General features: G+C 37.9%; 25 protein-coding genes and 1 pseudogene. 20 read left to right on the plus strand and 6 right to left on the minus strand.

Annotation, left to right across the window (positions count from 1 at the left end; all coding sequences use genetic code 11):
* Positions 1–28 precede the first annotated feature (28 nt).
* From ACYP5M_RS00880 to ACYP5M_RS00910, 7 genes are all read left to right on the plus strand, one after another.
* Positions 29–580 carry a dihydrofolate reductase family protein gene (locus ACYP5M_RS00880; protein WP_459734492.1) on the plus strand — a complete coding sequence of 184 codons (552 nt, stop codon included), beginning with the start codon at positions 29–31 and terminating at the stop codon, positions 578–580.
* A 144-nt stretch (positions 581–724) separates the two neighbouring features.
* On the plus strand, positions 725–1690 hold the full coding sequence (locus tag ACYP5M_RS00885) for an alpha/beta fold hydrolase (RefSeq protein WP_459734493.1): 966 nt from the start codon (positions 725–727) through the stop codon (positions 1688–1690).
* Between the two features lie 18 nt (positions 1691–1708).
* Positions 1709–2380: a response regulator transcription factor gene (locus ACYP5M_RS00890; RefSeq protein WP_434169242.1), complete on the plus strand. Its 672-nt coding sequence runs from the start codon at positions 1709–1711 to the stop codon at positions 2378–2380.
* Complete coding sequence (locus ACYP5M_RS00895; RefSeq protein WP_459734494.1) at positions 2377–3372, plus strand: sensor histidine kinase; 996 nt, start codon at positions 2377–2379, stop codon at positions 3370–3372. The genes ACYP5M_RS00890 and ACYP5M_RS00895 overlap by 4 nt, the downstream gene beginning before the upstream one ends.
* A 207-nt stretch (positions 3373–3579) precedes the next feature.
* Positions 3580–4449, plus strand: coding sequence for a cation diffusion facilitator family transporter (locus ACYP5M_RS00900; protein WP_434169244.1), 870 nt, complete (start codon positions 3580–3582; stop codon positions 4447–4449).
* A 451-nt stretch (positions 4450–4900) separates the two neighbouring features.
* The gene (gene abc-f / locus ACYP5M_RS00905) at positions 4901–6529 is read left to right on the plus strand and encodes a ribosomal protection-like ABC-F family protein (protein ID WP_459734495.1); all 1629 of its coding nucleotides are present in this window, start codon (positions 4901–4903) and stop codon (positions 6527–6529) included.
* 438 nt (positions 6530–6967) lie between these two features.
* A complete protein-coding gene (locus tag ACYP5M_RS00910) occupies positions 6968–7555 on the plus strand; it encodes a cupin domain-containing protein (protein WP_459734496.1) in 588 nt (195 codons plus the stop codon).
* A 681-nt stretch (positions 7556–8236) separates the two neighbouring features.
* Here ACYP5M_RS00910 and ACYP5M_RS00915 read toward each other — a convergent pair.
* Entirely contained in the window at positions 8237–8584 is a 348-nt protein-coding gene (locus tag ACYP5M_RS00915; RefSeq protein ID WP_434169246.1) for a potassium channel family protein, read from the minus strand.
* Positions 8585–8788: 204 nt separating this feature from the next.
* On the opposite strand from ACYP5M_RS00915, the gene ACYP5M_RS00920 reads away from it, so the two are divergent.
* Complete coding sequence (locus tag ACYP5M_RS00920) at positions 8789–9214, plus strand: VOC family protein (RefSeq protein WP_459734497.1); 426 nt, start codon at positions 8789–8791, stop codon at positions 9212–9214.
* Positions 9215–9501: 287 nt separating this feature from the next.
* On the opposite strand, the gene ACYP5M_RS00925 is transcribed toward ACYP5M_RS00920, so the two are convergent.
* Positions 9502–9771, minus strand: a complete 270-nt coding sequence (locus tag ACYP5M_RS00925) for a ribbon-helix-helix domain-containing protein (RefSeq protein ID WP_459734498.1) — start codon at positions 9769–9771, stop codon at positions 9502–9504.
* A 379-nt stretch (positions 9772–10150) separates the two neighbouring features.
* Here ACYP5M_RS00925 and ACYP5M_RS00930 point away from each other — a divergent pair, with 379 nt between their 5' ends.
* From ACYP5M_RS00930 to ACYP5M_RS00955, 6 genes are all read left to right on the plus strand, one after another.
* Positions 10151–11479, plus strand: a complete 1329-nt coding sequence (locus ACYP5M_RS00930; protein ID WP_459734499.1) for a PTS sugar transporter subunit IIC — start codon at positions 10151–10153, stop codon at positions 11477–11479.
* Positions 11472–11768 (plus strand): hypothetical protein, encoded by a 297-nt coding sequence (locus ACYP5M_RS00935; RefSeq protein ID WP_053534586.1) that lies wholly within the window; start codon positions 11472–11474, stop codon positions 11766–11768. The genes ACYP5M_RS00930 and ACYP5M_RS00935 overlap by 8 nt, the downstream gene beginning before the upstream one ends.
* Entirely contained in the window at positions 11765–12847 is a 1083-nt protein-coding gene (locus ACYP5M_RS00940) for a DUF871 domain-containing protein (RefSeq protein ID WP_459734500.1), read from the plus strand. Before ACYP5M_RS00935 ends, ACYP5M_RS00940 begins: the two co-directional genes overlap by 4 nt.
* A gap of 30 nt (positions 12848–12877) precedes the next feature.
* Positions 12878–13183 carry a PTS sugar transporter subunit IIB gene (locus ACYP5M_RS00945; RefSeq protein WP_434169648.1) on the plus strand — a complete coding sequence of 102 codons (306 nt, stop codon included), beginning with the start codon at positions 12878–12880 and terminating at the stop codon, positions 13181–13183.
* A gap of 24 nt (positions 13184–13207) precedes the next feature.
* Positions 13208–13534 carry a PTS lactose/cellobiose transporter subunit IIA gene (locus ACYP5M_RS00950; protein WP_459734501.1) on the plus strand — a complete coding sequence of 109 codons (327 nt, stop codon included), beginning with the start codon at positions 13208–13210 and terminating at the stop codon, positions 13532–13534.
* 279 nt (positions 13535–13813) lie between these two features.
* Positions 13814–14716, plus strand: a complete 903-nt coding sequence (locus ACYP5M_RS00955; protein ID WP_434169253.1) for an aldo/keto reductase — start codon at positions 13814–13816, stop codon at positions 14714–14716.
* 423 nt (positions 14717–15139) lie between these two features.
* Here ACYP5M_RS00955 and ftsZ read toward each other — a convergent pair whose 3' ends face one another.
* Positions 15140–16162 carry a cell division protein FtsZ gene (gene ftsZ / locus ACYP5M_RS00960; protein ID WP_452444820.1) on the minus strand — a complete coding sequence of 341 codons (1023 nt, stop codon included), beginning with the start codon at positions 16160–16162 and terminating at the stop codon, positions 15140–15142.
* 826 nt (positions 16163–16988) lie between these two features.
* On the opposite strand from ftsZ, the gene ACYP5M_RS00965 reads away from it, so the two are divergent.
* The 5 genes from ACYP5M_RS00965 to ACYP5M_RS00985 all read left to right on the plus strand — a co-directional run bounded on the left by ACYP5M_RS00965 (position 16989) and on the right by ACYP5M_RS00985 (position 22028).
* Positions 16989–17588, plus strand: a complete 600-nt coding sequence (locus tag ACYP5M_RS00965; RefSeq protein WP_452444821.1) for a nucleotidyltransferase family protein — start codon at positions 16989–16991, stop codon at positions 17586–17588.
* 135 nt (positions 17589–17723) lie between these two features.
* On the plus strand, positions 17724–19883 hold the full coding sequence (locus ACYP5M_RS00970; RefSeq protein ID WP_452444822.1) for a xanthine dehydrogenase family protein molybdopterin-binding subunit: 2160 nt from the start codon (positions 17724–17726) through the stop codon (positions 19881–19883).
* Complete coding sequence (locus ACYP5M_RS00975) at positions 19880–20344, plus strand: (2Fe-2S)-binding protein (protein ID WP_034312987.1); 465 nt, start codon at positions 19880–19882, stop codon at positions 20342–20344. The genes ACYP5M_RS00970 and ACYP5M_RS00975 overlap by 4 nt, the downstream gene beginning before the upstream one ends.
* Positions 20341–21207 carry an FAD binding domain-containing protein gene (locus tag ACYP5M_RS00980; RefSeq protein WP_427572937.1) on the plus strand — a complete coding sequence of 289 codons (867 nt, stop codon included), beginning with the start codon at positions 20341–20343 and terminating at the stop codon, positions 21205–21207. The genes ACYP5M_RS00975 and ACYP5M_RS00980 overlap by 4 nt, the downstream gene beginning before the upstream one ends.
* Positions 21208–21233: 26 nt before the next feature.
* The gene (locus ACYP5M_RS00985; RefSeq protein ID WP_063592958.1) at positions 21234–22028 is read left to right on the plus strand and encodes an XdhC family protein; all 795 of its coding nucleotides are present in this window, start codon (positions 21234–21236) and stop codon (positions 22026–22028) included.
* Between the two features lie 340 nt (positions 22029–22368).
* Here ACYP5M_RS00985 and ACYP5M_RS00990 read toward each other — a convergent pair.
* Positions 22369–22457, minus strand: a pseudogene (locus tag ACYP5M_RS00990) (IS6 family transposase); the annotation flags it as partial.
* Between the two features lie 91 nt (positions 22458–22548).
* On the opposite strand from ACYP5M_RS00990, the gene ACYP5M_RS00995 reads away from it, so the two are divergent.
* The gene (locus tag ACYP5M_RS00995) at positions 22549–23661 is read left to right on the plus strand and encodes a DNA alkylation repair protein (protein WP_452444823.1); all 1113 of its coding nucleotides are present in this window, start codon (positions 22549–22551) and stop codon (positions 23659–23661) included.
* Positions 23662–24087: 426 nt separating this feature from the next.
* Here ACYP5M_RS00995 and ACYP5M_RS01000 read toward each other — a convergent pair whose 3' ends face one another.
* Positions 24088–24642 (minus strand): HPP family protein, encoded by a 555-nt coding sequence (locus ACYP5M_RS01000; RefSeq protein WP_452444824.1) that lies wholly within the window; start codon positions 24640–24642, stop codon positions 24088–24090.
* Between the two features lie 327 nt (positions 24643–24969).
* Positions 24970–25554, minus strand: a complete 585-nt coding sequence (locus ACYP5M_RS01005; RefSeq protein ID WP_452444825.1) for a CGNR zinc finger domain-containing protein — start codon at positions 25552–25554, stop codon at positions 24970–24972.
* Positions 25555–25797: the final 243 nt, after the last annotated feature.

The following is a 25797-nucleotide window of genomic DNA, read 5'->3' on the forward strand; positions in this document are numbered from 1 at the left end:
TGTGTAATCTCTATTGGAGGGATGCTGAGTGGCACAATTGGTATATCATGTAGCCGTTTCACTTGATAATTTCATTGCCGACCAAGCAATGTTGGAAGGGGATATCAATCATTCTTTTTTCTTATTTGAAGGAGATCATGTCCCGGACTTTTTATCCGATATCCAGCAATATGAAGCGGTGTTGATGGGAAGTAAAACATATGAATTTGGATTTCAATTCGGAGCTAAACCGGGTGAACCAGGGTATAAGGGTTTGAAACATTATATATTCTCGAGCTCCCTTCAGTTTGAATCGAATGAAGAGGTAGAACTTATCGAAGGAGACGCCGTTGCGTTTATAGAAAACCTCAAACAGCAAAGTGACGGAAAGCTATGGCTTTGCGGGGGCGGAGAACTGGCTGGAACGTTATTAAAACATAAACTCATTGATCAATTGGTGCTTAAAGTGAATCCAGTCATAATCGGAGAAGGCATCCCTCTTTTCGGCAGTGTTAAGCCAAGTCTAAAATTAGATTTAGTTGAAATGAAACAATTCCCAAACGGTGTGATTAAACCGACATATAATATTATTTATCCTTAGGGCTGCGCTGGCGCAGCTTTTTTAATGCAAATCAATGGACAATAAAAGGTGAATTTTTCTTTATTGAAAATATACAATGAAAATTAATTAGAAATTTATTTTTAACATATATCCTTTCAATATAACTTGAAAGGAGTTTTCTATATGAGAAAAATGTTGAAAGTATTAAAGAATATATTTTTTACCTTCATTGCTTCCTTCTTATTTGTAGTATTAGCTGTTTTTATTTACCATAATTATCAAAAGGGCAAGGAATCATCATTAATTAATGTAGGAACATCCATTGATTTTAATAACAAAGAAATTAATGTATATACGGAAGGCAACGGGGAGGATACATACGTTTTTATGTCCGGTTCCGGGATTGCTGCTCCTGTTTATGAATTGAAGGGATTATATAGTAAGTTTGCAAAAGAAAATAAGATTGCAGTCATTGAAAGAGCGGGATATGGATACAGTGATGTTTTTCATGATGATAGGGATATTGATGCAATTTTGGAACAAAGCAGGAAATCTTTAATGGAAAGTGGTAATAAACCTCCTTATATTTTGGTACCACACTCATTATCAGGTATTGAAGCTATTTACTGGGCACAAAAATACCCAAGTGAAGTAAAGGGAATTATTGCTTTGGATATTGGTTTACCGCACCAATATGTAACTCATAAAATGGGCATGGTTGATTCATTGACAGTAAGAGGAGTGAATATTTTAACGAAAATGGGTTTGCACCGTCTTATCCCTTCAGCTGTTTATAATCCCGAAGTGATCCGGCAATCATTCTTGACTGACCATGAAAAAGAAATGTATAAAGCACTATCATATAAACAGTTTTTTAATGATGATATGGAGCAAGAGCTTTTACAAAGTTACAATAATGGTAAAAAATCTTTTAACCTGCCGATTCCAAAAGAAACACCCATTTTATTTTTAGATGCGGTTGCCGATGAAAATAAAAATTCGAAATATACAATACAAAAAAATGAAGATTATGAGGAGTTTGCAGGGAAACTATTAAAAGCGGATGTAATAAAACTGAAAGGGACGCACAGCATTTATCTATACGCGCCAGATGAAATATATGATCTTGCCATGGAATTTATCAAATGAATATAGAAAGGTCCTGTGATGAAAAGATATAATATTTTAATTGTTGAAGATGATTTGATGATTGGTGATTTATTGAAAAAGATTTTGCAGCGCGAAGAGTATAATGTATGTTGGATGAAAGAAGGAAAAGGAATTATAGATATAATCCATGAGATGGATTTAGTCATTATGGATATTATGCTGCCAGGAGATGATGGCTATCAAATTACCAAGAAAGTAAAAAGTCTAGGATTAAATATTCCAGTTATTTTTCTATCCGCCCGAAATGATATGGATAGCAAACTTCAAGGTTTGACAATTGGTGAGGATTATATGACTAAGCCTTTTGATCCCAGGGAGCTATTACTAAGAATGCAGAAATTGCTGGAAAATCAATATGGTACTTTTACACAAATTAAACATTTATATATTGATGCCGAACATAAAAAGGTATTCAATAATGACTTGCATAATGAAGTGGTTTTTACTGCGATAGAGCGTAAAATATTTTTCTATTTATATGAAAATAGGAATCAGATTTTAACGAAGGAACATTTTTTTGAATATTTATGGCAGCTCGAAGATAGGAATCAAAATATCATTAATGTACATATAAAAAAAGTTAGAACAAAAATCAATGATAACACCGGAGAGATCATCCAAAATATATATGGAGAAGGGTATAGATTGAATACCTATATAAAGAAATGAAGTTAAAGAAAAAATACCAGATATTGTTATTTATTGCCGTTATTAGCGTGCCATTTATATTGCTGTTCATCAGTATCCTTATGTCAATAGTTTATGATATGGCCTTTAAATCCAATAATAGTGACATTCCTTTTCATGAATCTTTTGCATATCCTACAATGCTGGGAGTATTTATTTTATCACTATTATTGTTAGCCTTCTTATTTTCCAAATCTATTAACTCGCTATTAAATAAAATAAATATATTGAATGAAACCATCAGGAATTTTGCCAGTGATGAGGAGATTCCGAATAAATTAGAGGTAAATAGCAATGATGAAATCGGGGAATTAACTAAATCGGTAAACTTACTAATTGAAAGAACGACCTATCGGGAATTGGAACTAAAGCAACAAGAAGAAATGAAAAAGGAACTCTTAAATAAATTAAGGCATGACATCAATACACCTTTAACAGCAGTAAGATTACAATTATTCTATTTAGAAGGTCAATATACGGATCAAGCTCCATTATTACAATCACTATATCAACAAATAAATTATATTGCCGAATTAACAAATGAATATAATATTCAATCCACAGATACGCTCGATAATTCCTATATATTAAATGACGAAGTGAATATGCACGATTTAATAGAAATGATGGTTAAAAAATGGGCCTATTTGTATAACATGCATGGTATTGAACTAGTATATCGGCCTATAAATGAAGAGTTGGAATGGATAAGTAATGACTTGTGGGTCCAAAGGTTATTCGATAACGTTTTCCAAAATGTGTTGAATCACTCGAGGGCTGATAAACTTGTGATAACCATTGAAAATAACGAGGTCAGTATCAAGGATAATGGGGTTGGTTTTGATATCGATAGTAGTAAGGGGCTTGGCTTAAAAATAATCGAGGATATAGCTAAGACACTTCATATAAAATATAATTTGCATTCAAATGAAAGCGGAACTTTATTTTGTTTTACTTTCGAAAATACAATATGAATCTCATTTGAATTAAGTTATTTTGCGGGGATGACATCCGTGGATTTTGTCAGAGACTCATCAATATCATTCTATTCAGATAGTTTGCCATATGCAACATAGTTATCTATCACTTACTTATATAAAGCGATACAAAAAGGTTGCTATAGACCCACCCATTTTTAAGTTGATATGATATTCAGGTACTTAATTGTGGGGGGAAGTTGAATGGAAGAACAAAAATATAATGATCTCAAATTAGGCGAACGTGGAGCAATCATCAGTATAATTGCTTATATTTGTCTATCGATCATGAAGCTGGCTATCGGATACATAAGCGACTCAGCGGCCTTGAAAGCGGATGGTTTGAATAACACGACTGATATTATTGCGTCCATTGCCGTACTGATCGGTTTAAGGCTAGCTCAAAGACCCCCCGATAAAGATCATGGTTATGGTCATTGGAAAAGTGAAACGATTGCATCGATGGTAGCTTCATTTATTATGTTTGCTGTTGGTGTACAAGTTTTAATAGATGCAGTTGCTTCCATGCTCAAAGGTGGAAAGGAATCTCCTGACATTATTGCCGGGTATGTAGGTGTTTTATCAGCAATAGCCATGTATTTTGTATACCGATATAATAAAAAGCTAGCTATGAAAATTAACAGTAAAGCCGTTATGGCAGCTTCGAAAGATAATATTTCCGATGCTTGGGTAAGTATCGGAACAGCTATAGGGATTTTTGGCTCCCAATTAAACATGCCTTGGCTGGATCCCCTTACTGCAATCATTGTTGGTTTATTAATATGCAAAACAGCCTGGGATATTTTCATTCAAGCCTCGCATGAACTTTCTGACGGATTTGATGAAAATAAAATTCATCTATATAAGGATGTAATTACAAATGTCGATGGAGTCAAGGGGATAAAAGAGATTAAAGGGAGAAATTACGGTAACAACGAAGTGATTGATGTTGTGATCCTTGTCAATTCTACCTTGGATATTAAAGAAGCACATGATATAGCGACACATGTAGAAAAAGTGATGATGACAGATCATGGAGTGTATGATGTTCATGTCCATGTAGAGCCCAATTAATTTTCTCTTTTTATGAATTAAGAAAAAAGGGTATAAATCTGCTTTACAAACATATTAATAATATGCAATCATTAATTCATTACATTGGAAGGAATAGGTACCTTATACAATGAAGCAGTAATCTTATCAAATAAACAGTAAATCTAAATCAATTTCAATGGGTGCTATCGGTTAGATATATTCAATGAAAAACGCGTCACTTTGTTTGCTTACCGGTTTTATCGGTAAGTTAAGTGAATTCACTTTTTCATTTGAACAAGAATCTTTTTAGATACCCATGTGAGATTTTTAATGATTATGTTTAGAGATGGGATACGTCTGTTCGTTTATAGGTACTAATTCATATACAACTACTTTTTCTGTTATCAAAGCAGATGAGGTATATTTGGTTTATGTATATTAATTTAGTAGCAGGCGATCTCTCTCTAGAAAAATGGAGGGGGATTTTTTCATGTTATTTTTAAAAGCGAATGATTTAAAGAAAAGCTACGGGAGCCGTGAAGTTCTTTCTGTAGATACACTTCATCTTTATAGTCATGACCGTGTTGGTTTGGTTGGTAGGAATGGAGAAGGTAAAACGACCCTGCTTTCTATACTAGCGGGCGTGAGGGAATCCGATTCCGGTTATATAGAGAGCTATGGAACAGTCAGCTATATCCCGCAGATGGAAGAAACTGAACAAGAAATAAGCGGTGTATTAACGAGCATATGGAAATTGCCCAATGAGGATCAAGAAAACATAAGCGGCGGCGAACGTACTCGAAGAAAAATCGCCGCAGCCCTTTCTTCCAATGCGAATGTATTGATTGCGGATGAACCTACCAGCCATTTGGATATATTCGGAATTGAACAATTGGAAAAGGATTTAAAATCTTTTAATGGCGCTATTTTGCTTACTTCACATGATAAAGCATTCTTGAATCATCTGTGTACAACAATATGGCAAGTTGAGCAAGGCAAGGTAACGGTATATGAAGGGAATTACGAAGCGTATATCAAACAAAAGCAAGCAATAACAGAAAAGGAAAATAAGCAATATGAAGAGTATACCCGCGAAAAGAACCGGTTGAAACAGGCAGCACAAAACCTCCAAGCCAAATCTGATTCGATTAGGAAAGCCCCTAAACGAATGGGTAATTCAGAAGCAAGGCTCCATAAACGCAGCGCCGGGAAACAGAAGGCGAAATTGAACCGTTCTGCTGAAGCGATTGAAACTAGGATTGAAAAATTAGCAAAAAAAGAAAAACCGAGGGAGGATCCCCCTATCATCTTTGATATTTCAGAATTTCCATCTTTGCATAGCAAAAGGGTCATTCGATTTAATGGCTGTTCCCTGAAAGTTGGATCAAGGATGCTGAAGCAACATATTTTTGGAGATGTCCAACTAGCTTGCAGACTCGCCATCAATGGTCAAAATGGTTCAGGAAAATCGACATTACTGAAAAAGATAGTGGAAAGGCACCCAGATTTATATGTCGCAAAGCCGGCAAAGATTGGATTTTTTGCACAACAACAAGAAAATTTGAATGAAAGTAAAACGGTTCTTGAAAATATATTGGAGGACAGTCCCTACAATCAGGCTTTTATTCGTACGCTATTATCACGATTAGCTTTTAAAGGAAATGACGTTCACAAACAAGTATCACTTTTAAGCGGTGGGGAAAGAGTCAAGGCTTCCCTAGCTAAAGTTTTTTTGGGAAATTATAATGTATTGGTTCTGGATGAACCTACAAATTACCTGGATATTCATACTAAAGAGGCTTTAACCGAAGTGTTAAAAGCATATCCAGGAACCATCGTTTTTGTGACTCATGATCGTTCATTTATCCAATCGCTTGCAACGCATTCACTTTCATTTGAAGATGAACCTTCGAGAGTAAGTGCTATCAATCAGGAAGCAACAAAAACGGCTACACGCAAGGATGATCATCAAGATAAACAGGCTGAACTTCTTATGATTGAAGTGCAAATCATCGAGACACTTGGGAAACTATCCAGTGATGTGAAGGAAGAGGAAAAAGAGGAATTGGATAGGGAATATCTCCAACTCTTGAAGAAGAAAAAGGAGCTTGAAGATTAAGTGCAACCCATTAAAGGCCCTTCTCAATCGAGAGGGGCCTTTATGATTTAGTTATTTAACATTTATTAAAAGACCATTAAAAAGGATTAAGGTGAAAAATGGTAAAATTGAACAAGTTATGAAGGAGGGACTCATCCTGATTGGAGATCAAATGAAAATTTGATCAAATGGCAATGGGGAGCTAAGATTAAGGCAGCCATCGTTACTGTTGAAAAAGGTGTGTACTATATGAGGAAAGAGTACAGAGTCAGCTTAATATAAGTTCCAGAAGGCCAGAAATTTTTCTGTTGATAAGAATGCTGGCAAAGCCACTATTACTGACTTGTTCCTGCAAAATCTAAGCCCCTTACTTTTATGAGTAGGGGCTTTTTATGTTTCAAGTACATTCACTTAACAAGTGCATATGATAATTTTATAAACTGTGAAGGGTTGAGAAAAATGTACTATGCTCCTTATATCCATCCCCATCCCTATCAATATCAAAATTCTTATTATGTTAATGAACCAATGTATAACCATTTAAGAAATCCTGATTATTGGAGTGTAAATAATGTTAACCATTTGGGCTATTTACAATCATCAAATGGAAGAAATAATATTGAGGTAAAAGATTATGGACCAAAGCCATTTGTATTGAATATCAATGAGGGTACGAAACAAAACACTACTTACCGTACCGCCTTATGGACAGGAAAACATTTGCAAGTTACATTGATGAGTCTTAAAGTTGGTGAAGATATTGGTTTAGAAATTCACCCAAACGTTGACCAATTTTTACGTATTGAACAAGGTCAAGGGGTTGTTCAAATGGGCAATAGAAAGGATAATTTAAACTTTGTAAGAACCGTCTATGATGATTATGCAATAATGATACCTGCTGGCACATGGCATAATGTAGCCAATACAGGTAATATTCCTCTAAAGCTTTACTCGATATATGCTCCTCCTAATCATCCATTTGGTACTGTTCATGTTACCAAAGCAGATGCAGTGACTGCAGAAGAAGTGCAACGATTATGGCAATAGATCGTATATGCTTCAGCAAGAAAATGTATATATAGAGCAAAAGTATACAGATAGGGTTTTGACAGATTGGTTGACCCTTTTTATTTTGTAAGGTGAACAATTAGAAATCTAATGGAGATAATAAAACTACGGTATTATCTCCACAAGGTACCTCCATCTTTCAAAGCCCACTCTTATAGAGGGTCTTTTTTGTTTTTTATGATCAATACAAAAGAATAACGTGGATACCCTACACCTATTTTTGACTGCGAAACATTGAAAAGCCCCTACTTGCTTTGAGTAGGGACATTTTTTTTGATTCCATAAAGATAATGTAGGTCAACAGCTCAAGAATTTTTAAAATTTACGGGCACCGCATGATATTTGAGCTACCCGCCATTTTTAATCTTCAGCATCAATATAGTCTCTTGGAAAATTAATATTGAATTCTTTTTGATTGTTGCTTAGTACTTTATTTATGAAAAAAATTATTATTTTTAATAAAATATATATTGCTCACCTCGAATGCCGTCTCACTAACATCCTATGTTAATGAAAGTTCGACGGTCTCCAATATAAAGGGGGATTTGTGCCCCTACGTAAACAACTGTTATTCGGCAGAGAACCTGCACTTGTTGTAGTGAAGGGTGATTGTATTACGATAAAAAAGGAATGCCGATTATTATAAGCATTCCTTTGCATTCAGATTTTGCTGCTGTTGCTCTCGTTTTCCGGTTTCTTTAAGATTGCGTATGCTAGGTATCCTATTAAGCCGATAAATAATCCGGTGCCGCCTACAATATAAATCATTGTAAACACTTTTCCTAATATTGTCTGTGGTTCAAAACTGGGATGCCCAACCGTGCTAAGAGTAACAACGCAGAAGTAAAGGGATTCAATCACAGATAGACCTTCCTGCTTAACATAGAAAATCGTGCCGGAAAATAACATAACGAGGACCAATACGAAAAGAACCTGGAAGTTCTTCAATTTAAAAGCGGACCAGAGTGCTTTTAGGAAACGTTTCAAGGTGAGGATAAATGAAATCATTGGTAATTGAATTTCCTTTCGGTTCATTACATTTTAAGTAAGGTGAATGAGTAAATCCTGATATTCGAGCTCGATCAGTCAATCATTCTACTATACAGGAATTCAGCTTGGATTGACAAAAAAACCGTATTTATTTTGATCTCGTTTGAACTAAAAGAGTTGGTAAACAATAGAAGGAGAAAGTAAGTAAAAAGGGGGACAATCATGAAACCACGTATTACTGTCATAACATTAGGTGTGGATGATTTGGAAAAATCGCTGGAATTCTATCGGGATGGCCTGGGATTTCAAACAGAAGGAATAGTGGGCAAAGAATTTGAGCATGGAGCCGTTGCCTTTTTCGACCTGCAAGAAGGCCTAAAGCTTGCCATATGGAATCGCAGGGATATAGCTCATGAGGCCAAGGTTCCTTTGTCTCCGGCAAGCCCTTCTGAATTTACCCTTGGTCACAATGTAGGCAGTAAAGAGGAAGTGGATATTGTGTTGGAAAAAGCAAAAAAAGCTGGCGCGATCATAACCAATCCGGCACATGACACTTTCTGGGGAGGATACTCTGCACACTTTCAAGACCCTGATGGACACCTTTGGGAAGTCGTTTGGAATCCGCAGTGGGATATCATAGAATCATGAATAGAAAGCATCCTCATATTCAAGTTTAGTCCTGCTATTTTAATACAAAAAAGACTGTAGCAATAGGAGTTCTATCCAAATGTTAAAACAAAGAATTGGAGCGGGTGTTCGAGACTCCTGCGGGAAAAGCGGGTCTAGGGGAAACCAGCAGGCGTAAGCCGAGGAGGCTACCGGACCGCACGCGGAAAGCGAGTGCCTGGAGTGATTTAACGTTTAAATTGTAAAAATCATAAAAAACTGTAGGCAAAATTGATTTTCATCGAGTTTATATGAAACAAGCACTTTACCTAGGTAAGTGCTTGTTTTTTATTGATGAATTCTCTACTTCTTGCAATCATTTCTTTATTCTTTTCAATCGCTTCGTTGTTACTGAATTTCACCTGATTAACCGTCTCATTGTCTTCCATGTATTCAAGCAGCAAGTCTACCGCTTTATCCATCAGTCTTTCGATGGGGATACCTCTTTCTTCAGCCAAATTAGCGAGTCTATTAGTCAAGTGCGGATTGATGGTAATGTTTATAGGTTTTTTCGTTTCAGAATTGATAGGTCGTTCCACCTTCAGACTTTTAATCTATCATATACCTTTAATTGATGTTAAACAAATATAGTGTAGGGAAATGTAAGTATGCTTGTGGTTCATTTTGGCCCTCCTTCTTTCCAATTCTGGAAGTGAAGAGTAATTTTAAAAAGAAAGCAGGAAATTGACAGTGATCAATTTCCTGTTTTTTTTGTACTTGGGGGAGTCACGAGAAGGATTTGCACCTCTTTTATCAACAGCGGCTATAAAACTGCACTGTGTATTCCTATATTTCAAAGTTTGTAACACAAACTATATTTTCAATAAAAATATTGACATAATCAATATAACGTTATAATGTTTATTTATTGTAATTGTTTGTTTTTTCAGACTCTTATTCAAAAAGGGGGAAAAGTTATTGAATAATTTTATGGGGTTACTCGAAATGAAAGTGCTTCCAGTTGCAAACAAAATTGGTTCACAAAGACATCTGCTAGCGATCAGGCACGGTGTTCTGGCAACACTTCCACTGACGATCATTGGATCATTCTTTGTTATTTTGTTGAATTTTCCAATCGCTGGGTATGACGAATGGATTGCACCTTATCGTGCCGCTTTGGATGTTCCTTTTCGGTTTACAGTGGGAGCAATGGCTTTATATGCAGCTTTTGGGGTTGGGTCAGCGCTGGCAGGACATTATAAATTAGATCAGCTCAGTGCAGGTCTTCTATCAGTCTTAGCTTTTCTGATTACATGCGTTGTGCCTACCCAAGTCATGGAATCCGTTCCAGGAGTAATAGAAGCGGGTCGCTGGTTACCTATCAGCTCTTTAAGCGCAGCCTCTTTATTCGGAGCAATAGTAACATCGTTGATTTCCGTCGAGATTTTTCATTTTTTGATTAAACGCGATATAAAAATCAAATTACCGGAAAGCGTTCCGCCAATGGTTTCGAATTCCTTTGCAGCCCTGATTCCAACATTGGTCGTGGTCCTTCTTTTCTGGGGCATTCGTTATGGTTTAGGCTTTGACATTAACTCGATCATCACTACTTTGGTGTCACCTCTCAAAAATTTATTGGTTGGTAATAGTTTAATAGGTGGCCTGCTTACAGTCTTTCTCATTGTTTTCTTTTGGTCGCTGGGTATTCATGGACCGGCAATATTGGGTCCGATCATACGGCCGATGTGGGATTCGGCGATTCTAGAGAATATGGATGCATTTGCGAGAACGGGTAATGCGGCAAATTTGCCCAATCTATTTACCGAACAATTCATTCAATGGTTCGTATGGATTGGCGGGGCGGGATCGACATTATCACTTGTTGTACTATTCCTATTTTCAAAATCGAAGTATTTGAAAGAACTGGGTAAACTGTCCTTTGTTCCAGGGATTTTTAATATAAACGAACCTATCATTTTTGGAGCGCCGATTGTCATGAACCCCATTTTAATGGTTCCGTTCATCGTTGCCCCTTTGGTAAATGTCATCGTTTCTTATACATTCTTTCAATTAGGGTTAATACCAATGATAATGGCTAAACTGCCGTTTACGGTCTTTAGTCCAATTGCCGCTGTCATCAGTACAAATTGGACAATCATGGCAGGGGTTCTGGTTTTATTGAATTTTGTCATCTCTTTAATGATCTATTTTCCCTTTTTCAAGATGTTCGAGAAGCAGCATTTACGTGATGAAAATAAAATAGAAGCTGGACCGGAAGAAAAGAAAGCGGACATTAAATATGCTTGAAATAATATTTGCAACTCTATCATTTGTAGGGGCACAAATCATTTTTTCCCGAACAGGGCTAGGTGAAAAATTAACACCCTGGAAATCGGTTGGCCTGTCTATTTTAATCATTAGTTTTTCTATCTTTCTGTTTACCGCAATGGGATCGACTTATTATTTAATTGTCATTGTACCAACGATTATTTGTTCTGTAATGGTATCCTCCCGCTACCGTGATTATTTAATGGGATTACAGGCTAAGCGGGCTCAATGGAAAGAAAGTAGAAAAGGAGTGAATGATAGCTTATGAGAAGATTAGGTATTTCAATTTATCCGGAACACTCTACACCGGATAAAGACAAGCAATATATTAAACTTGCCCATAGTTATGGTTTTGAACGAATATTCACGTGTTTATTATCGGTTTCAAAACCATATGAAATTGTCATGGAAGAATATAAAAATATTATTTCTTATGCGAAAGCGCTACATATGGAAGTCATTCTTGATGTTGCTCCAGCTGTTTTCGACAAGTTTGATATTAGTTATGATGATTTAAGTTTTTTCGCAGAAATGGGAGCTGACGGCGTTCGTCTGGACCTTGGGTTCGATGGCTTGAAAGAAGCTAAAATGACCTATAACCCTTACGGATTGAAAATCGAATTGAATATGAGTAATGATGTCGATTATTTATCGAACATACTGACGCATCAAGGGAATAAAAATCAAATCATTGGCTGTCATAATTTCTATCCCCAAAAATTCACAGGTCTTCCTTACGACTTTTTCATTGCCTGCAGTAAACGTTTTAAAGAACATGGCATTCGTACAGCTGCATTTGTTACTTCACAAACTGGTGATATAGGTCCTTGGAGTATAAATGATGGATTATGTACATTAGAACAGCATCGTGAGCTTTCAATTGATGTACAAGCCAAGCATCTATGGGCAACGGGTTTAATTGATGATGTCATCATCGGGAATGCTTACGCTAGTGAAGAGGAACTAAGAATGCTGGGATCATTACAGCGTGACATGATCGAGCTGAAAGTGGAACTCCATTCGGATGCGTCACCAATTGAGCAAAAGGTTGTGTTGGATGAATTACACCTTCGCCGTGGTGATATCAGTGAGTATATGGTCCGTTCAGTGGAGGTCCGGAAAAAATATGCGAATGAAGATTTTACAGTCCGGGAAAGTATCCCACAGTGCAAAGGGTCCGTTTTCATCGGCAATGATTCTTTTGGAAAATACAAAGGCGAACTTCAAGTCATCTTAAGGGACATGCCATTGGATGAACGAAAAAATGCAGTCGCCCATGTTGTAACAGAGGAACATTTTTTGCTGGATTACATTAAACCATGGGGCACATTTAGATTGATTAAATAACCTGAACCTAATTTTTAAGGAGGAATAATGATGAATATACTATTATGCTGTTCTGCAGGAATGTCCACAAGTCTATTGGTTAATAAGATGGAGAAAGCGGCGATGGAAGAAGGATTGAACGTGAAAATCCAGGCTGTTGCCACTATGGAAGTAAGAAACCATATAAATGAGGTCGATGTTATACTTTTAGGCCCTCAAGTTCGTTATTTACTTAATGATATAAAGAAAATAGGGGATGAAAAAGGAGTACCGGTAGATACGATTAATCCCATGCATTATGGATCATGTAATGGCAAGGAAGTATTGCGTACGGCCCTCCAATTAATATCAAAATAACATACTATCAAAAGGGGTGTTAATATGACGAAAACGAAAGAGGACCTCTCTGAATTATCATTTCAATTAATTCTCCATAGCGGGAATGCCCGCAGTTGTGCAATGGAAGCCATCGCCTTGCAAAAACAAGGTAAATCAAGCGATGCCCAGGATAAATTAAAGGAAGCGGAACAAGAATTCGTTGCGGCACATAAAATCCAAACCGCATTGATTCAACAAGAAGTGAATGGTGAGGAATTCGATATTCCAATGCTCCTGATCCATGCTCAAGATCACTTGATGACTTCCATGACAACAAAAGATTTAGCAATAGAAATCGTGGAATTACACGAGAAAACACAAAAGAACTAACGAAGTGATTCATGCTGATAGAGGGTTTAAGAGGTTGCTGCGGCAGCCTTTTTCTAATGGACCTAACGTGTGAAATGGCACGACAAGATTTCTTTTGTTAAAGTTCATGAACCTTAACAAAAGAAATATGGCATAGGGTCACTCAAAATTAGGATTCTCCGAAATTTTAAATTATACTATTGTTCAAGGCAGCAGCGAATGATACTGACACAAATTAACGTAGGATAATCATGATAGAAATACAAACAATTAATTAGCAAGATCAAAGGGGAGAAAAACATGCAAAGAGTCAATCTAACTGATGAGCTTAGTCTTTCACGAATTGTACACGGTATGTGGAGATTAGCGGATTGGAGATTTTCTACAGAGGAAATCCTATCTCTTATTGAACACGGAATGGATCGTGGCGTCACTACATATGATCACGCCGATATATATGGAAGTTATACATGTGAGGAAATTTTCGGGAACGCACTTTCATTAAAGCCATCTTTACGCGATAAAATGGAGATCGTTACGAAATGTGGCATAGTTCTTCAATCAAAAAACCGTCCTTCCCATAAAAGTCACCATTATGACACTAGTATAGCCCATATCATAAAGTCTGTTGATCAATCTCTTATGAATCTTAAAACGGATTATATTGATTTATTACTTATCCATCGTCCTGATCCCCTGATGGACCCTGCGGAAACGGCTGAGGCGTTTAATCAATTAAAGGAATCAGGGAAGGTCCGTAACTTTGGAGTATCGAACTTCAAAAAACCGCAATGGGATATGCTTCAATCTTATCTAGAATATCCGCTTGTGACGAATCAGCTGGAGCTTTCTGCATATAATCTTGAAAACTTCGAAGACGGAACCATGAACTTATGTCAGGAAATGGGCGTGGCGCCGATGGCATGGTCACCGCTTGCAGGAGGAAGCATTTTTGAGGAGTCGAATGAAAAGGCTGTCCGCTTAAGAAAAACGTTAGAAATCGTAAAAGAAGAAATCGGGGCCAATGGAATAGATGAAGTGATGTATGCATGGCTGTTGAGACATCCTGCAAAAATCATTCCGATCGTTGGATCAGGTAAGAAAGAACGATTGGACAGCGCCATTGATTCACTAAACCTAAGCATGGAAAAAGAACAATGGTTTAACATTTTAACAAGCTCGATGGGACATGATATTCCGTAATGAATTGTACCGTTGAACAAGAAACCTTGCCTTCATTAATGGGGACCTCCGTAAAGAGGTCCCCATTCTTAAATTTCAATGAATCCATATCAATCCACTTTCCCATGTTTCCTAAGGTACAATTCATTTCCTTTCAATATGATATGTGGAAGAAAGCAATCTATTAATAGAAAAAGCGGGAAAACAAACTGATCTATTACTGTTTTCAGGTTCCATACCTTTTTTATGGATATGAAAAGGTTAAAAGGAGCTTAATAGAAACTATTTATGTCCCATCTTCTGGACTTTCAGATAATTCTTGCCCCATACCTTCTATTTGACTTTCACTAACTGTGGTCTTTGTGGCATTGTTCAATAATTTTAAATATTTTTGAGTATTACACTTCCAGGGTTCGGTCAAATACTAAACAGTAAATTTTTGCATCAAAACTCGTGTGAAAGCCGTTTTTCCATTTCTGTTATTGAAGGGCGCGCAGGCATTTTCAATGATGGAACCTCCTGATCATTCAAGCCAGTAGCAATGATAATTACTATAATTTCATCTTTTAAGTTTTCATTAATAACAGAACCGAAAATCATATTTAACTCTGAGTCTGCCTCGGAAGTAACAATATTTGCTGCCTCTTGTACTTCATATAGACTTATATTGGCGCCTGTGAGTTTCATTAGCACACCTTGGGCTCCGTCGATGGAAGTGTTAAGTAACGGACTGGAAATGGCTTTCTTTGCAGCTTCCGCAGCGCGATGTTTACCTGTTGCTCTGCCAATGCCTATTAAGGCAGACCCTTTATTGGACATGATTGTTTTCACGTCTGCAAAATCAATGTTGATTAAACCTGGTACAGCAATTAAATCCGATATACCTTGGATACTTTGGCGAATAACATTATCCGCTTCAAGAAATGCTTCAAGCATTGGTGTATCTTTATGTAAAATCTCCAATAAGCGATCGTTTGGAATAACAATTATTGTGTCCACTGCTTTCTTCATTAAGGAGATTCCTCCTGCTGCTTGTGTTGCACGCTTATTGCCCTCAAACGCAAACGGAAGTGTTACAACGCCAATGGTTAGTATGTCAAGCTCACGGGCAATTTGAGCAATGACAGGGGCAGCACCCGTTCCTATACCGCCGCCCATTCCGGCTGTAATGAGTACCATGTCTGTACCTTTTAATGCTTCTTGGATCTGCTCTTTGCTTTCTTTAACTGCTTGTTTACCTACCTCTGGATTTGCCCCTGATCCTAAACCTTTTGTCAATGTTGCACCGATTTGTATCTTGATCTCTGCTTTTGATAAATTAAGAGCTTGTGCATCTGTATTAACAGCTATAAATTCTACACCTTTAACTCCATGTTCGATCATACGGTTAACGGCGTTATTTCCTCCGCCGCCAATACCAATTACTTTAATGTTGACTGATGAGTTTACACTTGTAACAAACTCCATTTATAAGACCTCCTAGTCATTGAAATTACCTTATTTCAAATTATTCAAATAAATAGCGGAAACAACACTCATTCTTTTATTAGAAATGTTTTGTCTTTCTTATATTTAGATTTAGTTAAAGAAAAAGGCATTGTCGTTAGCGGTCCCGTAAAGGAGACTTCTAACGACAATGCCTTTCATTGAACCCTTCCATTCTTTGCTAAAGGTGGGTGGGTTCGATATCCTAAAAAGGTAATCTTTGTTTTAATTCTAAGGTAATTCCACTATTAAATCAATATATATACATTATTATAAACAAATACGTATTCATGAAGATGGCGACGACCATCTGATTAGAATTATTTACAGTGTGTAACCTAATAAGGTTAAAGATAATGATATCTTTAGGAGTTTTAAAAGGTGAAACTAACTTAGTTAAATTACCGTGCTGTATACCTTTAATTCATGAACAAGAAAATAGATAAGCAAAGATGCACCACTACATCTCATCTTTATTTTGTATTTTTCCTACCGTCAGCACTCTACACATATAGTATGTGGGAACATAGTTTACACCTAAAATAATTTCAATGTTGTGAAAATTTAGGGGTGAAATGATTCTGATTCTTATTTTGAATAAACTAAAACAGACAGGAAAATATTTATCCTGTCTGTTTTTTGCCTCTTAAATAACTACGGTGAAGCGTACCATGAGTAATATAATGAGGCTTTTACGCATATAAAGAAAAAACACTATGTTCTCTTAATAGTCCATACAGCAAATCCTTCCTCCGCTTGTGATTTTATTGTGATATTAAAGAAAAATGATAGGTAGAAGGTGACGAATATGGAAGCAATCGTCCTGGCTGCTGGATATTCCAGCCGAGCGAATGCATTTAAAATGACTTTGCCGATGGGGCAAATGAGCGTGTTGGAGCAAACGATCTCTAAATTTGAAGGATTATGCAACAAGGTCATCGTCGTAGCTGGATTTCAAGCGGAAATCATCCAAGAGGAAATTGTCAAAATTATCAGTGAAAATGCCTATTCATTTCAGATCAAGTTTGTTTATAATGAAAACTTTAACCAGGGAATGTTTCATTCCATTCAAAAGGGCTGCAACGAAGTGAATGACCCAACCTTCTTTATAACACCCGGCGATTGTCCGCTTGTAAAAAAAGAGACTGTTCAGCTACTAGCAAAACACAAAGGAAACGTGGTTATTCCCAGCTTTGACTATAAAGGCGGCCATCCCATTAAATTATCAAGCGAAGTGAAACAGAAAATTCTCGAAACCAATCCAGAAAGTAATTTGCGTGTGGTCCTGGGCGGTTACGAAAAGCAATACATGAATGTAGATGATGCGGGAGTATTAATGGATGTTGATACACCGGAGGATTACCAAAAAGCCATTGAATATGATAATGCTTTAAATTTCTCGAAGTAAAAATAAAAATAAAAACTACGAAAATCTTGAATAGAAATGAATCATAAAAGATCATTCTCATTGATAAAATCATTGGAAGAGGTTTCTATTCAGAATATGTCCCATTAAAAAAATGAGTCGAAGGGTGTTGTTGCAATGAATCTCAATGACATAAGCACCTCAGTGCCCAAAAAGGACCATAAAGGTAAAGTATCGGGCCAGTTGCCCTATATTAGTGACGTAAAAGTGGAAAATATGGTTTATGGTGTTTTGTATCGATCGCCAATTGCATATGGAAAAATAATATCCATTCAATTACCTAATCTTCCAGAAGGGTATGAAGCTGTTGGAGCAGAGCATATCCCCGGACCGAATTATGTCAAAATTATCAAAGAAGATCAGCCCATTTTTGCCAATGAGTGGGTCAATTATATTGGTGAGCCAATTCTCATGCTCACGGGCAAAGATCTGGATATCCTGTACAGTTTGTTAAATGAAGTGAAGGTTGAATTTGAAGAACATCAGGCTATTTATACATTGGACGAAGCGATCAAGCAAAAATCAGTATCCTTAGTTTTGGCAAGCTATGAATTTGGGGAAAGCTTAGTCAACATTTCAGCTATCGAGCAGGGAGCCCATCAAATCATCGAAGAAGAATATGATACGGGTTATCAGGAGCATGTCTATCTTGAGCCGCAAGGAATGCTCGCCGTTTATAAGGATGATGAAATTGTCGTCCAGGGATCGATGCAATGTCTTTATTATATAAAAAATGCATTGCTAAGCGCATTAGCCTGTGGTGACGATGAAGTTAGAGTTGTTCAAAGTCCTACCGGCGGAGGTTTTGGCGGCAAAGAAGATTATCCTTCTATGATGGCTTGTCACGTAGCCGTTGCCGCAAGAGCAGTAAAAAAATCGGTAATGCTCGTGTTCGACCGTTCTGAGGATATGCTGGTAACGACGAAAAGGCATCCGGCCAAACTCAAATATCGGACGGCCCTTGATAAGGAAGGAAATATTTTGAGCATGTGTGTTGACATCTTTCTCGATGGAGGGGCAAATGTTGGATTGAGCTCTGTCGTGCTGCAGCGCGCATTATTAAACAGTGCCGGTGTTTATAAAATTCCGCATTTTCATGCAAAAGGCTATGTCTTAAAAACCAATACCGTTCCGAACGGCGCCTTCAGAGGCTTTGGTGCTCCTCAAAGCTTTGCCGGAATCGAAAGTCATATTGGACATCTTAGTAAACTGGCAAAAATCGACCCGCTTGAATATAAACGAAAATACCTCGTCAAACAAGGAGACCCCACCATCACCAAAGGTAAATTCCGCGACCCGATATTAGTGGAAGATATGATTGAGGACGTACTCAACGTGTCAGAATACAACAAGAAAAAAGAAGACTTTCAGCGCTTAAATCAACAAAATCAGCGCTATAAAAAAGGCATAGGAACTTCGCTGTTCCTCCACGGCTGTGGATTTACTGGCAGTGGCGAAAGAGATCATATTAAAGCAAAGGTGAAACTGGTTAAATCAAAGGACGACCAGGTATCACTAAAAATCTCAAACTCTGATATGGGACAAGGTATTTTGACTACGTTGTGTAAAATTGTCGCCAAAGAACTTAACCTCCCGTTCGAAGATATTTTGTACCCTTATCCCGACACAAAAGAGGTTCCCGACTCGGGTCCGACCGTAGCTTCCAGGACGACGATGATTGTCGGAAAATTGCTTGAGCGGGCCGCAAAAAAACTTAAGAATCAGTGGCAAACAGGGGTGGAACAGGAAGTGGTTGAGCACTATGTTCACCGTGAAATGATTCCTTGGGACGAGAAAACCTTCACTGGAGATGCCTACCCGGCTTATTCATGGGGCGTTAATATCGTTGAAGTAGAAGTTGATACGTTAACAGGTAATTTAAAGTTAGAAAAAGTATACGGCAATTATGAAGTTGGGAAGGTCATCGATGAACGGATTATGAAAGGCCAAATTGACGGTGGTTTGGCTCAAGGGCTAGCATATGGTTATCTAGAAAAGATGACGTCAAAACAAGGTAGAATCCAACAAAAAAGCATATCGGATTATGGACCGCCGACTTCATTGGATATTGTTTCAATTGAAAGCAAGGTCTTTGATAACCCCTATGCTGATGGTCCATACGGGGCGAAGGGTGCAGGTGAATTGACTTTAATCGGAGGCGCTCCAGCAGTCCAAGCTGCGATTGAGGATGCCCTGCACACTTCTTTTCAGCAAATTCCGATTACACCGGAAGTCATTATTGAAAGTCTTTGGATGAAAGAAGGTGAAGAGGGTTGATTAAATTCACACTAAATGGAAGAACGGTAGAAACTGACGCCCCTGCTACAGCAAGATTACTAGATTTACTAAGAGATGAGTTTGAGTTAATCGGAACAAAGGAAGGCTGTGGTGAAGGGGAGTGCGGAGCCTGCAGTGTTTTTGTGAATAACCTCCTGCAAAACAGCTGCCTTATTCCAATTGGCTCGATTGCTGGTGCCGATATTCAAACGATCGAAGGCATCATTGAAACGGAACAATTTAAAATTTTAGATGAAAGCTATTCCATAGCCGGGGGAGTGCAATGCGGCTATTGCATACCGGGAATGATTATGGCAAGTGCAGCTTTGTTATCTGAAAATCCTCATCCTTCAGAGGCTGAAATTCGTGAGGGCATCTCCGGAAATTTGTGCCGATGTACGGGCTACAATATGATTGTTGAGGCGATTAACCTAGCAGCTAAAAAAGGTGATGGCTTATGATAGAGAAAATAACAGCGTATCGCTTCGAGCGTTTAGACGAAACTTTGAGCCAATTGAATAGAGAAGATTGTGCAATCATAGCCGGAGGCACCGATGTTATGGTTCTTCACAAAAGTAGAAGGGGAGTACCTCCAAAAATCCCTAAACCGATTGTTTTTATTAATCATCTTTCCGAATTAAAGCAGGTGTATCAACATCACAAGGATCTCCACATCGGGGCCTGCTGTACCTATAGTGAATTACTTGAAAATCCGTTGATTCCTTTTGCTTTAAAGAATGCAATTAAAACAATTGCTGCCCCGGCAATTAGAAACCGGGGAACATTAGGCGGTAATATTTGCAACGCCTCTCCAGCCGGTGACATGCTTCCTTTATTATATGTATACAATGCAAAGCTTCTGTTGCGCTCCGTAAATGGTGATCGCATGGTTGCGATTAGCGATTTCATTCAAGGTCCACGACAGGTTCAACGCTTTCACAATGAAATAGTAACGGAGATTATTCTGCCGTTCGTATTAGGAGATTCACATGTCGTTTTCGAGAAAGTTGGCAACCGCAACGCAGATGCCATTGCCAAAGTATCGTTTGCGGGTTTCGTCCGGATAAGCAAAGATCGAATCGATGACATTCGATTTGCCTTCGGGGCGGTCGGACCTACGATGGTTCGTTCCATTGATATTGAGAGGAAGCTGGTTGGAAAAACGATACCATTAGCCGATGCAGACATCGCTGAAATTGTGGCAGCCTTCGATAAGATCATTAGACCAATCGACGATCAACGCTCCACTGCGGCTTACAGAAAAACCGTTGCGTTACATCTTTTACGTTATTTTCTCAGCATGAAGCAATATCAACCGAATTAATGTTTAAAGATAGGGGGGAGCTTTTCATGCAGCTGATGGAAAAAGTGGCCATGCTGACGCGTCAAAACGAAACCTTTGCTTTAGCCATGATTATTGAATCAAAGGGCTCGACTCCCAGGCATGTTGGAAAAATGATTGTCTACCGGGATGGTACCATTGAAGGGACTGTCGGAGGGGGCTTGGCTGAACACTATGTGATCGAAGATAGTGTAAAGGCGATCCAAGATGGCCAATCGAAAATCGTTGAATATAAATTGAATAAACATGCAAAAGACGGAATTCAGATGAATTGTGGCGGCACGTTACGGGTCTTTATTGAAGTCTATACAAGCAGGCCTGAACTCATTCTGGCTGGGGCCGGTCATTTAGGCCATGCGTTGGCAAAGCTCGCTGATTTCCTTGAATATCCTTATTGCATTGTCGATGATCGCGTTGGTTATTGTACAAAGGAACGCTTTCCGAATGCGACAAACCTTTTTGTGAACGAGGATATTGGAAAGGCTTTGCTCGCAGCCAACCTAAATGAAAAATCATATGTGGTAATTGTTACAAAAGATTGTGATGATATTGTATTAAAAACGGCACTGCAATTTCCGATTGCATATGTTGGGATGGTAGCCAGTAAACGCAAGGTCATAAGCATATTTGAAAAGTTAAAAAGTGAAGGGGTCACGCAAGAACAGTTGGAGCAGGTACATTCTCCAATCGGATTGGAAATTGACTCGGAAACATCAGAAGAAATTGCCATCAGTATTATCGGTCAAATCATCAAATTAAGCAAGGAAAAAAAGCCTGTAAAAGTGAAACAATTAAATAGATAAGTAGAAAGGTCAGATAAAGCTAAAATCAAAATTTCTAATAGACAATTAGGTCAGTCCCCACTGTGTTAAAGTATTAACTCAGTGGGGACTGACCCTTTTTCTTTGATAAAAGCTAGAAGCAGGCCCTTGCTCTTCAGAGTGGGCTTTTTGTCGTTTTGATTAATTCATTAATATGGTAGGAATATTTTACTTTATATGCTACTACTATCATACTATACACAAAGGAAAACTCCTGGAGGTATTTTGTATGGGGATATTAGATGGACTTATGGGAAACGGGTTCTGGTGCAAAGATTACATCCATTGGAAAAAGGTATATAGATTCCTATAGAATCAACTATTATGCAGCCATTCCAAATAGTGATGAATGAACTTCACTTGATTTTGGACAGACTTGTTCTGTAAAGTAAGCTGTCCTTTTTTAATGATTGTATCGTGCATAACATAGTTTGAAATGATTGCTGATAGGTAGTGCAAGTATCCAAAAGCAAATTTAACCTGAAGAAAAGAAGTGAAAAAAATGGCTGAGCCTTTAAAGGATTTATATAATGAAACGTTCATTCGTGAATTCGGTGAAAAAGTAAAGGGTGTCCATCCGTCCTTCTCTACTGAATCGTTTATAGGGGAAGTGATTGATGAGCATTGGGACGAGAGGAAGTTAAAAGAACGAATAAGACACATTTCCATTACTCTTGGAAAGCATCTTCCAAGTGATTATCAAGATTCTTTGGATATTTTGTATCGGCTTGATAAGGATTGTGAAGGTTTTAGATATTTATTTTTCCCGGATTTTGTAGAGGTACATGGATTGAATAAGAAAGATTGGCCGTTATCGCTAGACGCGTTGGAGCGTTTTACAGCAAGGTCATCCTCCGAGTTTGCAATCCGTGCTTTTATCTTGCTTGATCCCGTTTTAATGATCGAGAAGATGAAGGAATGGACCAATCATGATGATGAGCATGTCCGCAGGCTGGCTAGCGAGGGATGCAGGCCCAGGTTACCTTGGGGGCAAGCTTTACCGATGTTCAAATCCGATCCGGCACCCGTCTTGGAATTACTTGAGAACCTGAAAAACGATCCATCCCTATATGTTCGCAAAAGTGTGGCCAATAACTTGAATGATATTGCCAAAGATCATCCCAAAACCGTTATAGAAACAGCTAAGCGCTGGTATGAAAGCGGAGAACCCAACACGATTTGGATTATTAGACGGGGATGCAGGACCTTAGTTCGACAAGCAGATCCAGAAGTCCTTTCATTATTTGGATACACGGATGTATTGAATAATCCGAATATCATTACAAACGCATTTATTAGAAATGAACCAGACTCGATTTTTATTGGGGAAACGAGTGAACTTCATTTCGGCTTTCGAGTTCAAGAAAAGAACTCAGTAAAACTACGCATCGAGTATGCCATCGATTTTGTAAAAGCAAATCAGAAAACTTCCCGTAAAATTTTCCTTTTGTTAGATAGGGATTTCTCAGGTAGTGAAGAAGTTGAAAGAGTGAGGAATCACAATTGGAAAGACCTGACGACACGGCGACATTATATGGGAATCCATCGAATATCACTTCTTGTAAATGGTGTGGAAGTTGCAGAAACACAAGTCAAACTAAACACTGAAACTTAAATGTTTACGAATGAACAGAACAGTTGTTAACGAAAGGGTTATAATACTTCAATTTTAAAACAAAAATGACTGTAAGCAAAAGGAGTTCTATCTAAATGTTAAAACAAGGTTGATTGGAGCGGGTGTTCGAGACTCCTGTTTAGAAAGCGCGTCCAAGGGAGACCCCGCAGGCGCAAATGCGCCGAGGAGGCTTTCGGACCGCCCGCCGAAAGCGGGTGCCTGGAGGTGAAATCAACGGTCATATATAAAAAAACCTAAAAAAGCTGTGAACAAATTCAATTATATCGAATTTGCAACAGTCTGAGAGGAGCACCCTAGCTCCTCTTTTTGTTTTTTAGATATATGTGAAGATTATTCACTTTTCTCCGATTTTGAATATTCTTCGTTAAAATCGTTTATCGCATCAAAAGGCTTATACTATTTACATCAAATCCAAAAAGTTGGATAGCTCCGATTGCTGCGTAAATTATTAATTAACAATGCCAGTAAAACGATTATCACAGCACCAGTTAAAACAGGTGTAAATAAATAACTCCAGCTATACTGGCCAAGCATAACTACAAGCGGGTCTGCCCCAGCTGGAGGGTGCGTCGTTTTTGTCAGCATCATCACCGCAATTGCTAATCCGACAGCCAATCCGATTGCCCAAGGTTCGTCGCCAAAAAAATGATAGGAAGCTAAACCTACGAATGTTGAAACGAAATGGCCGCCAATAATATTCCGTGGCTGTGATAATGGTGCGTTCCACAGACCGAACGCCAGTACACAGCTGGCACCAAATGGAGCCATTAACCACACTGCTGATGTTATTTTTGTTAAAAGAATTAAAGCGAATATAGTTAAAAACCCTCCAATAAGTCCCGTTATTGCGTCCTTTACATTTATCTGTAAAGGGCTTCTTCCTTTTCCCTTCATCTTCGATAAATAACGAATATGAAAAAAACGTTTTTCTTTATGACTCGATACTGAAATACGGTCCAATATGACCCCTCCTTTTTTATATAATTAGACTTTATATGAAATTAACTAACCTGTCAAAACTAATTTTAAAGGTTAGTTTGAAAGTCCATAAAAAAACCAACTTATATAATAAGTTGGAAAGACTTTAGCCAAAAGGGTTTTATCTAGAAGTAAAAACAAAGCTGATTGGAGCGGGTGTTCGAGACTCCTGAGGGAAAAGCTCGTCCAGGGGAGACACCAAAGGCGCCGAGGGCTGACCGCCCGCGGAAAGCGAGTCCCTGGAGGCAGCGTTCACATTGTACAAACTTAAAAAAACTGTTAGACAAACTTATTTAATAAGTTAGATCTTCATTCATCATCAGATTTCCGGTGTTGAAATCGTGCTACCTTTTTTCTATTTCCGCATATTTTCATTGAACACCACTTGCGTCTCCCGCTTTCATCGATAAATAACAGGACGCAATCATCATTCGAGCATCGCTTTAGTGATGACAGCTTATTTTCTTCAATTAATTTTAAGGAGTCAAAGGCAATATAAGATTGCAGGATATCTTCCGCTTCTCCAACAGGTATGGGAACAAGTTTTTGATCACTTAATTTAAAAGTGAAAGGTGATTTTTCGATTTTATTTTCTAAAAAGGCGATAAACTCATCAGGAATCGGATTCCCATCTGCTATTAACTCAAATTGTTTTCTTAAAATAGTACGCATTTGTAGAATGCCTACAAATACCTGCCCGATTCTCTCTTTAATTTTTAAGGATAGCTGATTATCCCAAAATGAGTTTTTCCCTTTTATTACAGCAAGCCAGTCCAGCACATCCCGTTCTGAAAGTAATAAGTCTTGCCGTTGACCACGACTGACCAGTTCCGTATTCACTAAATCCAGAGAAAGATTACCTGATATAAGTGGAAATTTATTAGTTTCAGACATAAGTTCATCTCCCATTTTCCGCTAAATTCTAACCAGTAAAATGTTAATTGAGAGGTTATGTCATCATTATACCCTATTTCGGATTTTTTCAGCTACTCGTTATCTTGAGAATTACGGGATAACATAAATGTGATCAAACATCCATATTAGCAATAAAAGAATAGTGATTGAAAGTACATGATAATCAATCCTTTTAAAGTGAGTAAAAAAGTTATTGACAAATCCTGTACGTACAGGATAATA

The sequence above is a fragment of the Peribacillus sp. N1 genome, assembly GCF_054600815.1.

What these genes read in the sequence shown, in the direction of transcription:
- ACYP5M_RS00885 (WP_459734493.1), top strand. Translation starts at nt 725, where the DNA reads ATGAGAAAAATGTTGAAAGTATTAAAGAATATATTTTTTACCTTCATT.
- ACYP5M_RS00890 (WP_434169242.1), top strand. Translation starts at nt 1,709, where the DNA reads ATGAAAAGATATAATATTTTAATTGTTGAAGATGATTTGATGATTGGT.
- ACYP5M_RS00895 (WP_459734494.1), top strand. Translation starts at nt 2,377, where the DNA reads ATGAAGTTAAAGAAAAAATACCAGATATTGTTATTTATTGCCGTTATT.
- ACYP5M_RS00900 (WP_434169244.1), top strand. Translation starts at nt 3,580, where the DNA reads ATGGAAGAACAAAAATATAATGATCTCAAATTAGGCGAACGTGGAGCA.
- abc-f (WP_459734495.1), top strand. Translation starts at nt 4,901, where the DNA reads ATGTTATTTTTAAAAGCGAATGATTTAAAGAAAAGCTACGGGAGCCGT.
- ACYP5M_RS00910 (WP_459734496.1), top strand. Translation starts at nt 6,968, where the DNA reads ATGTACTATGCTCCTTATATCCATCCCCATCCCTATCAATATCAAAAT.
- ACYP5M_RS00915 (WP_434169246.1), bottom strand. Translation starts at nt 8,584, where the DNA reads ATGATTTCATTTATCCTCACCTTGAAACGTTTCCTAAAAGCACTCTGG.
- ACYP5M_RS00920 (WP_459734497.1), top strand. Translation starts at nt 8,789, where the DNA reads ATGAAACCACGTATTACTGTCATAACATTAGGTGTGGATGATTTGGAA.
- ACYP5M_RS00935 (WP_053534586.1), top strand. Translation starts at nt 11,472, where the DNA reads ATGCTTGAAATAATATTTGCAACTCTATCATTTGTAGGGGCACAAATC.
- ACYP5M_RS00940 (WP_459734500.1), top strand. Translation starts at nt 11,765, where the DNA reads ATGAGAAGATTAGGTATTTCAATTTATCCGGAACACTCTACACCGGAT.
- ACYP5M_RS00945 (WP_434169648.1), top strand. Translation starts at nt 12,878, where the DNA reads ATGAATATACTATTATGCTGTTCTGCAGGAATGTCCACAAGTCTATTG.
- ACYP5M_RS00950 (WP_459734501.1), top strand. Translation starts at nt 13,208, where the DNA reads ATGACGAAAACGAAAGAGGACCTCTCTGAATTATCATTTCAATTAATT.
- ACYP5M_RS00955 (WP_434169253.1), top strand. Translation starts at nt 13,814, where the DNA reads ATGCAAAGAGTCAATCTAACTGATGAGCTTAGTCTTTCACGAATTGTA.
- ftsZ (WP_452444820.1), bottom strand. Translation starts at nt 16,162, where the DNA reads ATGGAGTTTGTTACAAGTGTAAACTCATCAGTCAACATTAAAGTAATT.
- ACYP5M_RS00965 (WP_452444821.1), top strand. Translation starts at nt 16,989, where the DNA reads ATGGAAGCAATCGTCCTGGCTGCTGGATATTCCAGCCGAGCGAATGCA.
- ACYP5M_RS00970 (WP_452444822.1), top strand. Translation starts at nt 17,724, where the DNA reads ATGAATCTCAATGACATAAGCACCTCAGTGCCCAAAAAGGACCATAAA.
- ACYP5M_RS00980 (WP_427572937.1), top strand. Translation starts at nt 20,341, where the DNA reads ATGATAGAGAAAATAACAGCGTATCGCTTCGAGCGTTTAGACGAAACT.
- ACYP5M_RS00985 (WP_063592958.1), top strand. Translation starts at nt 21,234, where the DNA reads ATGCAGCTGATGGAAAAAGTGGCCATGCTGACGCGTCAAAACGAAACC.
- ACYP5M_RS00995 (WP_452444823.1), top strand. Translation starts at nt 22,549, where the DNA reads ATGGCTGAGCCTTTAAAGGATTTATATAATGAAACGTTCATTCGTGAA.
- ACYP5M_RS01005 (WP_452444825.1), bottom strand. Translation starts at nt 25,554, where the DNA reads ATGTCTGAAACTAATAAATTTCCACTTATATCAGGTAATCTTTCTCTG.